Annotated in this window: 10 protein-coding genes and 2 tRNA genes; 5 read left to right on the top strand and 7 right to left on the bottom strand. The window is 46.9% G+C overall.

All coding sequences use genetic code 11. The features are described 5' to 3' along the window. Window positions 1–78 precede the first annotated feature (78 nt). The 5 genes from JKK62_RS15835 (at window position 79) to JKK62_RS15855 (ending at window position 4,012) form a co-directional block, all read left to right on the top strand. Entirely contained in the window at window positions 79–534 is a 456-nt protein-coding gene (locus tag JKK62_RS15835; RefSeq protein ID WP_201428765.1) for a DUF3021 domain-containing protein, read from the top strand. A gap of 702 nt (window positions 535–1,236) precedes the next feature. Continuing rightward, window positions 1,237–1,797, top strand: a complete 561-nt coding sequence (locus tag JKK62_RS15840) for a TetR/AcrR family transcriptional regulator (protein ID WP_201428766.1) — start codon at window positions 1,237–1,239, stop codon at window positions 1,795–1,797. Window positions 1,798–1,802: 5 nt separating this feature from the next. Next, complete coding sequence (locus JKK62_RS15845; RefSeq protein WP_201428767.1) at window positions 1,803–2,531, top strand: ABC transporter ATP-binding protein; 729 nt, start codon at window positions 1,803–1,805, stop codon at window positions 2,529–2,531. After that, window positions 2,528–3,259: an ABC transporter permease gene (locus JKK62_RS15850; RefSeq protein WP_201428768.1), complete on the top strand. Its 732-nt coding sequence runs from the start codon at window positions 2,528–2,530 to the stop codon at window positions 3,257–3,259. The genes JKK62_RS15845 and JKK62_RS15850 overlap by 4 nt, the downstream gene beginning before the upstream one ends. Window positions 3,260–3,502: 243 nt before the next feature. Next, on the top strand, window positions 3,503–4,012 hold the full coding sequence (locus JKK62_RS15855; protein ID WP_201428769.1) for a GNAT family N-acetyltransferase: 510 nt from the start codon (window positions 3,503–3,505) through the stop codon (window positions 4,010–4,012). A gap of 536 nt (window positions 4,013–4,548) precedes the next feature. Here the strand turns inward: JKK62_RS15855 and JKK62_RS15860 are convergent. The 7 genes from JKK62_RS15860 to JKK62_RS15890 form a co-directional block, all read right to left on the bottom strand. Continuing rightward, window positions 4,549–6,507: an amidohydrolase family protein gene (locus JKK62_RS15860; protein WP_201428770.1), complete on the bottom strand. Its 1,959-nt coding sequence runs from the start codon at window positions 6,505–6,507 to the stop codon at window positions 4,549–4,551. A 17-nt stretch (window positions 6,508–6,524) separates the two neighbouring features. Then, the gene (locus JKK62_RS15865) at window positions 6,525–6,725 is read right to left on the bottom strand and encodes an AbrB/MazE/SpoVT family DNA-binding domain-containing protein (RefSeq protein ID WP_201428771.1); all 201 of its coding nucleotides are present in this window, start codon (window positions 6,723–6,725) and stop codon (window positions 6,525–6,527) included. 782 nt (window positions 6,726–7,507) lie between these two features. Then, a tRNA-Leu gene (locus tag JKK62_RS15870) sits at window positions 7,508–7,594 on the bottom strand. Between the two features lie 326 nt (window positions 7,595–7,920). After that, a complete protein-coding gene (locus tag JKK62_RS15875; protein WP_201428772.1) occupies window positions 7,921–8,703 on the bottom strand; it encodes a M23 family metallopeptidase in 783 nt (260 codons plus the stop codon). A gap of 219 nt (window positions 8,704–8,922) precedes the next feature. Next, complete coding sequence (locus tag JKK62_RS15880) at window positions 8,923–9,900, bottom strand: calcium/sodium antiporter (protein WP_366503362.1); 978 nt, start codon at window positions 9,898–9,900, stop codon at window positions 8,923–8,925. A 384-nt stretch (window positions 9,901–10,284) separates the two neighbouring features. Then, a tRNA-Val gene (locus tag JKK62_RS15885) sits at window positions 10,285–10,361 on the bottom strand. A 157-nt stretch (window positions 10,362–10,518) separates the two neighbouring features. Beyond that, window positions 10,519–10,732 (bottom strand): hypothetical protein (locus tag JKK62_RS15890; RefSeq protein ID WP_201428773.1); only part of this gene is annotated, 214 nt, incomplete at its 5' end.

A 10,732-nucleotide genomic window follows, 5' to 3' on the forward strand; every position in this document is an offset into this window, starting at 1 on the left:
CCGACGGAACGGCAACATATGTTTCAAGACGCTATGTGTCAAAAATCAAAAAGGTTTTAGGTTTATAGGAGGTAAATTATGAAAAAGAAAGTTATTCTGCGCAGCCTGATCGGTGCGCCCATTGGTTTAAGTATCAGCTTTATCATCACACTTATCATTTCGGTAATAATCAACAAGGGAGAGTATTATCCTGTAGTGCCGCAGTTGACTGCTCTTTGCGGCAATGAGCTGAACGCCGTCGTAATTCAGACGATTTGCTCTTTACTTTACGGAGCCGCTTTCGGAGGAGCATCGGTTATCTGGGAAATTGAAAACTGGAGCCTTTTGAAGCAGACGGTAATTCACTGCCTTGTCATTTCCGTATCAATGTTGCCGATCGCTTATTGTATGTACTGGATGCCGCATAGCTTTCTGGGAATAGCAGGCTATATCGTCATCTTCTTCTTCATTTATTTTTTCATTTGGTTTGCTCAGTACTTTGCTATGAAGAAAAGGATTCAGGAGTTTAACGATAAAGTAAAACAGAATGATTAAGAAGAACAGCCGCAGGGATGAATAATACACAGCCCTGCGGCTGAAACATTGTCAAAAGCAGGATATTCAAAAGGACGACAAATGGCAGAAAAAGATGATTTATATTGAAATGAGGGTTTCAAAAAATCCTGATTTTCAAAGGATTGCTTTCTTCCATCATTTGGTATTTGAAAAGCAAGTTAATGAGAACCTGTAACGCTCAAACCTGCAACCTAATGATATTACATTAATCATTAGGCTGTACTCTTTATAGGGCGCATAAACAGTGCCTTTTGAAGCCCAAAAGCGTGACACTTTTTCGATTAGTTGCTTGGTTCATAAAGCGTAATTATTTTATCGCTTTAAAGTGCTGATTTAAAGGACAGCTATGCTATAATAAACCAAAAGTGATCAGAAATAAACCAAGTTACGAATGATAGCAAATGACTGATAGCTTTTTGATAGCACAAGCTGTGATAACTAAACAAAACTGTGTAATTGAAACCATATTTTCTCACGAGAAGCAATATTTATTAAACGAAGTTGTTTAATGATTGCTTTGCACTTAAGAGTGGGAGTAATTTTCTAATACAGAATTATAATCAACACCGCCAAGTGGGATGATATCCTGCTTGGCTTTTTTTCGAAACTATTGACAACAGAGGAATACCGAGGTAAAATAACAAGTGTTATATAACATGAGCAATTTATAGGAGGTGCAGTATGCCGCCAAAGATCAGGGTTACAAAGGACGATATCATCAGCGCCGCTGTCGAAATCGTTCGCAGCAGGGGCGCACAGGCAATAAACGCAAGGGCTATCGCCGCACAACTGAACTGTTCAACCCAGCCGGTATATTCGAATTTTGCAACGATAGATGAATTGCGCCTTGCCGTCGTTGATAAAGCGGAGGAGTTGTCACGCGAGTATATGCGCAGGGAAGCCGCGGACGGAAAGTATCCCGAATACAAGGCAGGCGGTATGGCGTACATTCGCTTTGCCAAGGAGGAGAAGGAGCTGTTCAAGCTCCTGTATATGCGCGACCGCTCGGGTGAAGTTATTCCCGAGTCAACAGACCTCTCGGATGAAATGGAGTCGATCGTACACAAGCAGACCGGGCTCAGCGGACTTGAAGTGAAGCTGTTCCACCTTGAGATGTGGGCTTTTGTTCACGGCATAGCCGTTATGTTCGCGACGGGCTATGTCGAGCTTGACACCGAGCTTGTCAGTAAAATGCTGACCGATTCCTATCAGGGGCTGCGGAAACAATACGGAATGGAGTGATAATAATGGAAGCAATAAAAACAGAGGGCTTGACGAAAAAGTACAGGGACGTCGTCGCGGTGGATAACCTCAGCCTTTCGGTACACAGAGGCGAGCTTTTCTCTCTGCTTGGCGTTAACGGGGCAGGAAAAACCACCACGATAAAAATGCTGTCTTGCCTTACTCAGCCCACAAGCGGCGACGCTTTTTTGAACGGAAAAAGCATTTGCAGGGACGTCGCCGCCGTAAAATCAATCATAGCCGTCTCTCCACAGGAAACCGCGGTAGCGCCGGGCCTGACCGTCCGCGAAAACCTTGAGTTGATCTGTGGCGTTCACGGCTTTTCAAAGGAGAAAAGAAACGCCAAGATCAGCGAGCTGACCGAGTTGCTGGAGCTTAACGAAGTGATAAAGAAAAAAGCCGGAAAGCTTTCGGGCGGCTGGCAGCGCAGGCTGAGTATCGCAATGGCGCTCATCAGCGAGCCCGAGATTTTGTTTCTCGACGAGCCTACGCTTGGACTGGACGTGCTTGTGCGCAGTGACCTTTGGGAGCTGATACGCTCGCTCAAGGGAAAGGTGACTATTGTTCTGACTACGCATTATATGGAAGAAGCCGAGGAACTGTCAGACCGTATAGCGATCATGAAAAACGGAAAGCTGCTGATTTGTGACTCTGCCGATAAAATCAAGGAAGCGGCAGGCGCCGACGACTTTGAGCAGGCGTTCGTCCGTTTGGTAAAGGGGGAGTCAAAATGAGAATGCTCACTTTTGCGAACAGAAACGCGAAGGAGATAATCCGTGATCCGCTTACCCTGTTTTTCGGAATAGGTTTTCCGCTTGTTCTGCTGTTGCTTTTGAGCGTGATCCAAGCCAACATACCCGTCAAGCTGTTCGAGATCGAACGCCTCGCTCCCGGAATAACGATTTTCGGGCTGTCGTTTATGACCTTGTTTTCGGCGACCGTTATCTCTAAGGACAGAAAAAGCGCTCTGCTCCAGCGCCTGTACACAACGCCGCTGACTCCGGCGGACTTTATTCTCGGCTATGTATTGCCCATGATCCCGTTTTCCGTCGCACAGTGCGTTATCTGTTATATCGTCGCCTTTGCTCTCGGACTCCCAATAACAGTCAATGTACTTTTTGCGGTGCTGCTTGTCGTGCCCGTTGCCTTTCTTTTTATATCCATGGGACTGCTCTTCGGAAGCATCCTTACCGACAAACAGGTAGGAGGGATTTGCGGCGCTTTGCTGACTAACCTCACGGCTTGGATGTCCGGAATATGGTTCGACCTCGAACTGGTGGGCGATGCGTTCAAGAATATCTCCTACGCGCTTCCGTTCGTTCACGCGGTAGAAATGGAGCGCGCAGTAATAGCAGGCGATTACGGCGGGATTTTTCCTCACCTTTGGTGGGTACTCGGCTATGCCGTTGTTCTGTTCGTTCTGGCGGTGGTGCTGTTCCTGCGTCAGATGAAAAGGCAGTAGCCCGGAAAATGATGATTTTAACAGAATACACTTCGACCTCACGCCAATGCCCTGCGCCGCAATAGAGCAGGAGTAAATTTCTACTATAGAATTATAATTGACGCCGCCAAGTGGGAGGATTCCTTCTTGGCGGCGTTTTCTGTTGCCATATTTTCGGATTCGTGATAAAATGAATAAAGGTATAATCCGTATTGCAGACTGTAAAGAAGATCGTCTTTTATGAAAAGGAATGAGGTATGATCGATGTTGAAACTAAGACCATATAAAAGCTACGACGCACAGGCGATCGCAAAATGGGTACAAGATAAAGATGTGTTTTCGCTTTGGGGCGGAGAACGCTTTGGCGATTATCCCATCACAGCGGAAAACATTGACAAAAAGTATCGTGAAGATAACGGTGACTGCGCAGAGCCGGACAATTTTTATCCGTGGACGGCTTTTGATGATACCGGAGTCGTCGGTCATTTTATCATGAGATATATCAACGGAGATCATAAAGTAATCCGTTTCGGTTGGGTAATTGTTGACAGCTCTGTCAGAGGAAAAGGTTACGGAACCGAAATGCTTCGTTTAGGGCTGAAATACGCCTACGAAATCCTCGGTGCGAAAAAGGTAACAATAGGTGTTTTTGAAAGAAACACGCCTGCGTACAAATGTTATAAAAAGGTTGGCTTTGCGGATGTGGATGTGGTAAAAGACGAGCCTTGGGATATTATCGAAATGGAAATCAATTTCAGATCAGAAAATAAGTAACAAAACATTCTTGGAACGCTATTACAACGAATACGACGAGGAAGGTCGGCTTGCAAACAATGCTGCATGAGTATTGTTCATTCTTTCTCTTACAAAGAGCTTGAAGACGACACAACCGTTGATCGTATAATCATTATCACCGCTGACAAAAAGGCTTCCATATCGGTAGTTTTTATACAATTTTTTATAAAGAAGCTGCTGCAAAACTTTGAACAGGTCCAGTAAAAAAAGACAATAGAAAAAAGAGCCCTCTTATGGTAGAATGGAAACAGCTACCATAAGGGGGATTTTGTACGGCAAGAGAGTATAGACATATATTCTTTTCTGTGATAATCGGCAGACGCATAAGGGGTTAAACCTAAAAAACAGGCAATGGCTTACGCGTCTGCCTGCAAAAACGGACTGTGTAAATGAGAAATAAAATTCAAAAAGCCCGATAAAATCGGGCTTTTTGTGGGCATAGTATAGCTTATTGATTTTTTGAAAAAAGATTTTGCGGTAAGTTGCAAAAATCGCCGGTAAGATGCAGAACCGTACTATTTTTTATAGGTCAATCCCTTTAACTGCCATTCCGGTTTTTCTTTATTTCCTTTTTTAACACCGCTTTGAACTACCTGCCCGGTTGCGGTATCGACCCAGAAAAGCCCCGTCCAAGCCCAAGAGAACATGGTGAGTACCAGATTGATTTTAATGCAGGAATAGGTTTTGTCATCAATACTCACTTTCTCAGTACCGATCTTCTTGGCTGCGAATTCGCCGAGCGACATTGCGCCGCGGTTATCACCTGTGCCGATCGGATAGAACAGGATCTCGTCGAGTTTCGAGTTAGCAAAAGCAGGGAAGCACATATCCATCATTTGATACCATAAGCCGTCGCCGATTTGAAAGCTCTTGTCCTGCGGTTTGCCCTTAAAGCTGCCTGTCATCTTGATCACGCCGTTTTCCTTAACGGCATTGATTTCGGTATAGTCGGACGGACGGTTATATACCCATTTTATTGCCGAGAGGCTGCGGTCGACCGTAAATTCTTCCTCCGCCCATTTTTCACCGTTTTTATATGTGATTTGTGTGATAAGCTGTTCGCTCTCGTAACGGTCATAATGGATTACACGGCGCTGCTTTCCATCCGTGCTGACATACTCGGCACAAACCAAGCCCTCGGGGTAGGTATAGTCGGGGATATCAAAGGACTGAATGGGCTTCTGCGAATATACCACCTTGCCCTTGAGGAAAACTCTGTCGATAAACTTGATGTTGGAGATATTTTCGGCAGGATTTTTCTCCAGAAGAATTAAATCTGCCTCCATACCGAGCTTGACCTGACCTTTTCTGTCGTCGATCCCGAGATGCTCCGCACCGTTTTTGGTGGCAAGCACGATAGCCTGCATGGGCGTCAGTCCCGCTTCGACATAGTAAGCAAGTTCCTTATGCTCGACCTCGCCTGTCATTTGCTCGAACATATTATCAGTGCCCATGGCAATCGGGATACCGGCGTCATACAATACCTTGAGATTGTGAACGCTGTGCTCCATTCTCGTCGGGTCTTTCTCGTATTTCATGGCGTTGACTGTGGGAACAAACCGCGCGCCTGATTTCTTCCAAAGTGCGACGATCGGGTCATCGGGTTCAATATCTCTGTCAAGAATGCCGTGTTCTATGCCGTATATACCCGCTTCAAGCAGTTCCTTTACGTCGTCATAATAAAAAACATGAGCGGTAGAGTTCAGTCCGTTTTCCTTACCCTCGCGGATAATCCGCTTCATTAGCTCCTTGTCTATCTTTTGAATGGTTAGCTTATTATCAAAATACCAGTAGTCGCCGCCTTGATAGGTGAATTTCAGAAAATCCACGCCCGCTTCTTTGAGCTCTTTAATACCTGCGGAAACCTGCTCGGGAGTATTGACCTCTATCGCCATCTCAGACCTTGCCCATTCGCTGTTGGAGCCGAGAGTATTGGAAGGATGTCCGTTGGGAGCCGTAAAATTCGGACCTACGATCAATAACTCGGGCCCCCGGATCTCTCCCGATCTGATTTTATCACGGAGCTTATAAATAAAATGCTTCGGTGCGTCCAGATCCTTGATCGTCGTAATGCCGTAAGGCAGCACATTCTCATTGAAAATCTGCGGCATTTTTTCGTCCAGAAAAACGTCGCTTTCCTCTTCGTTATGACAGGAAAAGCCGCCCTGAATATGAATATGGCTGTCGATCAGACCCGGCATGAGTGTTTTTCCCGATCCGTCAATCATCTGCACGTTTTTCTTTTGGATGGGCTGCGCGGAGATTTTCGCAATCAAGCCGTTTTTGATATAGACGTTCTGATGCTCCTGCTCTGTTCCGTCACCGACGATGACGTGAACGTCATGGATTATATACTCGTCCTTTTTATTCTTTTTCGGACGGGTTAAGAATTTGATCAATAAAAAAACTATAATACCGGTTCCGAGAACCATTTGAATAAATCCGATAAGCGGAATACCGAATATACTTGGCATATCGTTTCGCTCCTTGATTATTTGTCGAAAATTTTTCCGAAGAAATCAGAAAATTTATTCTTAGGCGGTATCGCCATTCCCTGATCCTTGTCGCCTAAAATAATCAAGGTATCACCGGGTTTGATGTCAAAAACATCTCTCGCTTCCTTTGGAAGAACAATCTGTCCTTTTGTGCCGACGGTAACCGTCCACGCGTACTTGCCATCAGGCTTAGCCACAATATCACTCCTTCTATAAAAGTATGTTTTGTTAAACTTAACATACTTATGATAACAAAAATACCTTTCTTTGTCAAGCACGTTTTTATACAAATGTTAAAAACAAGTTCAACGTGGTTCACGCCATTAATATGGATTATGACACCGTTTATCATTTAGCTCTACAGCCAAGCATAAGAAAAAAGATGAGCAGGCACAAAACCTGCTCACCAAATACATAACGGTAGAAATTGAATAAAAAATGAGTGTCCATAACATAAATCCGTTATGAACACTCATACCGGTGCAGGTAACATATGTCGGTGATGTCGGACACCGCGGCTTTCGCCTTGGATCCGTCACCTCCTGACATAACTCTTATCTGCTCTCTCCTTAAAAACAGTCCCCCGGACTGTTTTTACCTTCGGTTCTTCGCACAGATAATTGGGAGAGGAGGAACCGCCACATGAGGTCAAGTCTTATCAACCGAATATGACTACCGAATAAAGCGAGTAACGACGACGGCACAGTCGCCTTCAAGTCCTGTTACCTGCACTTTGCTTGTATAATATGGTGTAGGTAACATATGTCGGTGATGTCGGACACCTCGGCTTTCGCCTTGGGTTCGTCACCTCCTGACCAAAGCACATCTGCGCTCTCCTTAAAAACAGTCCCCCGGACTGTTTTTACCTTCGGTTCTTCGCGCAGCTCGAACCTCGGCACAGTCGCCTTCAAGTCCTGTTACCTGCACTTTGCTTGTATAAATAGATTAAGGGAGTACCAAATGGTACTCCCTTAATCTATGGTGCAGGTAACAGGACTTGAACCTGCATGAAATTGCTTTCATACGGACCTGAACCGTACGCGTCTGCCAATTCCGCCATACCTGCGTATTCTCTCATATTTTTACACGGCTGAGAGTGCCGAGGCGGAGCATATCGCTTCATCCACAAGCGTTATTATATCAAATGCCGCCGTGAATGTCAATACTTCGATCAAGAATTTTTCCGAGCTTTATGCAAGTGCCGTTCAACAGGCGAAATAACAGAATCCTTATGCCGCTTTGGGTACATCGGTTCAACCCGCAAAAAAAGAAACGGATGCCGAAGGAATCCCGCGAACAATCGCAAAACTCCTTCACGCATCCGAATCCGTGCCCCTGAACGGGTCGAGGGCAGTTTGGTTTATTCTATGCAAAATCCGGTTCCGATATGCCTCAGCTGTCGCTTTCGATCACGCTCAGCGGATCGATGGTGCGGTTGCCCGAGCGGATCTCGATGTGGACATGCGGCTCATCCTCGTTTTCACAGGGGATCTGCGCCACAGTGCCGATCGTATCACCCGTGCTGAGCTGCTGACCCTTCTCCACTGTCAGCTGTGAGTCAAGCCCGCAGTAATAGACATAGCAGTCGCCACAGTCCACTTCGATGATCACTCCGTATAATTCTGATACAGAAATATCGCTGACGGTACCGTCGCACATGGCATAGACATTCTCGTCCTCATCCGCGGCAAAATCGCACCCGACATGCGCTCGGTAATCGCGCAGGGTCTTGCTGTAGACCGCGTCCTCGCTGTAGGGCTTGGTGACCTGCCCGCTCTTAACGGGGTAGATCAGGCTGTTTTCAACGTTCAGCACCGCCTGCAGCTGATCCGATCCCATATTCTGGTTGGCGGACTTTGCCTCGGTGGGTTTGGTTTCACTGATGACCAGCTTACGCGCGGGTTCGGTCATCTCTTCTGTCGGTTCTTCTGTCGGCGGCTCAGTCACCGTCTCGGTCGCCTCCACCGTCACGCCGGTCATCTCCTGCCCCACCGCCGCGTTCTCGGTCGAAAGAGATGAAAAATAGGTGTTGTCACTCGGATCGGTAGTATCGCTCAGGGTGGAATACGCCGTCCATACGGCAAATCCCACCGCCATCATGCAGATGGAGAGCGCGATGTAAAAGCTCACGCGCTCCGTCGGTCTTTTCGCTTTTGCGTGTCTGTAATTCTTCATAAAAAACGCCTCCGCCCATAGTATGAGCGGAAGCGTATCGGTTTATTCAGTTGAATTGATAACATCGGTTGAGATTGTGAGGTGCTGTCCAAATCTTTGATTTGGTATACAGCACCCATGCAAGGCTCTCCCAAGAAGTGGAGCGATAACGCGAACACTGATTGGTTGAGAGCTACTGCAAAACCTACATTCACCCTCGCAATGACAAGCAATCCTGTTTTATCTGACGACCGCGAACACCATGGCCGCGACATAGATCAGGATCATCACGACGCCCATAGGACGGTTGATCTTGTTCTTCAGCGAGAAGATAAAGACCAGGATCGACGCGGCGATCAGGATCGAGAAGTCGACCATCGACGCGAAGTTGACCTTGATAGGGTTGATCGTTCCGGACACGCCGAGGATCAGCAGGACATTGAAGATATTGGAGCCGACGACATTGCCGACCGCCAGACCGTTTTCGCCCTTGCGCGAGGCGACCACCGAGGTCACCAGCTCAGGCAGCGAGGTGCCCAGCGCGACGACCGTCAGACCGATCAGCGTCTCTGACATGCCGAATGCCGCGGCGATAAACTTAGCGGATTTGACGACAAAATGTCCGCCCGCGATGATCAGACCGATACCGATCAGCACAAAGAGCACACTTTTGAGGGGCGACATCTGCTTGACCGCTTCACCCTCGGTTTTGTTTTTGATCGCCGAACGGATCAGGAAGATCAAATAACCGACAAAGATGACCAGCAGGCTGATGCCCATCCAGCACTCTAATGTCGATACATCGTCGTTCATCTTGACCGTCGCAAAGTCGGTCGTCTGCAGCACGCCGATCCCCAACGCGACGAACAGCGCGATGGTGATGATGATCGAGAACGGAAAATCACGTTTTTTGATGACCTTATCGATCGGAAGCGGCTTGATCAAGGCGCATACGCCCAGCACCATCAAAAGGTTGAACAGGTTAGAGCCGACCACGTTGCTCACGGCGATCTCATTTGAGCCGTTGATCGCTGCCGCGGTACTGACCGCCAACTCCGGCGCGCTGGTACCCATCGCCACGATCGTCAGACCGATGATGACCGACGGAACTTTAAAAATTGCGGCAAGAGACGAGCTGCCGTCCACAAACAGATCTGCGCCCTTGATCAGCGCGACAAATCCCGCGAGCAGCAGCGCGATCTGCAACACCATTTGCATATTGATACCCTCTTTATGATATTATTCGTATTCAATGTCGAAATATGCCAAATGAATCCTAATCAATTATAATATCGACAATAATCTTTGTCAATCTCAAATACAAGATCAAATCCTCTATGTTCGATTCCAATAGTCTCTCACGTTATTTTAATATGGTGGAGACTATTTCAGCTTCTTCTATCGGGAAACAACTGCCCCGCATTCGGAGCGTCAACGCCTGTCATAAGTCGCACCTACGCTCTCCCTCAAAACAGTCCTCAGGACTGTTTTGACCTTCGAGATGCGCTTACGCTTATCTCTCGGCACGGTCGCCTTCGATTCCGATACTCTCCACTGTTCTAATGAAAAAAGGAGTCCGAAATGGACTCCTTTTATTTCAAATGGTGGAGACTATTGGAATCGAACCAATGACCCCCTGCACGTCAAGCAGGTACTCTAACCAGCTGAGCTAAGCCTCCGTATTTGATTCAGCTCTATTACTTTACCACACTTTATTGAAAAAATCAAGTGTTTTTTTAGAGTGGAGTAATTATTCTTAATTAGAATTATTCGAAACCCCCGCCTCAGATGAGGCGGGGGTGATAGATTCTTTAGCAGTGCTCAGCTTGAACAGAATTATTCAGCGGTTACAGTCCACAGACTCTTCTGTGCGTTGGCATGCTGAGAGATCGCCTTTGCGTCAGCCGAATTGATTCTGTTCTTGGGAGCGGCAGTATCGGCACAAGCAAACTGATAGGGGTCGATCTCCTTGAGATCGATCTGACCGTTCGAGTGCTGAGAAGTTCTCTTCGCGTCAGCGGAATTGACTCTGCCGTTGCTGTCGGCGTCA

Source organism: Ruminococcus difficilis (assembly GCF_016680995.1).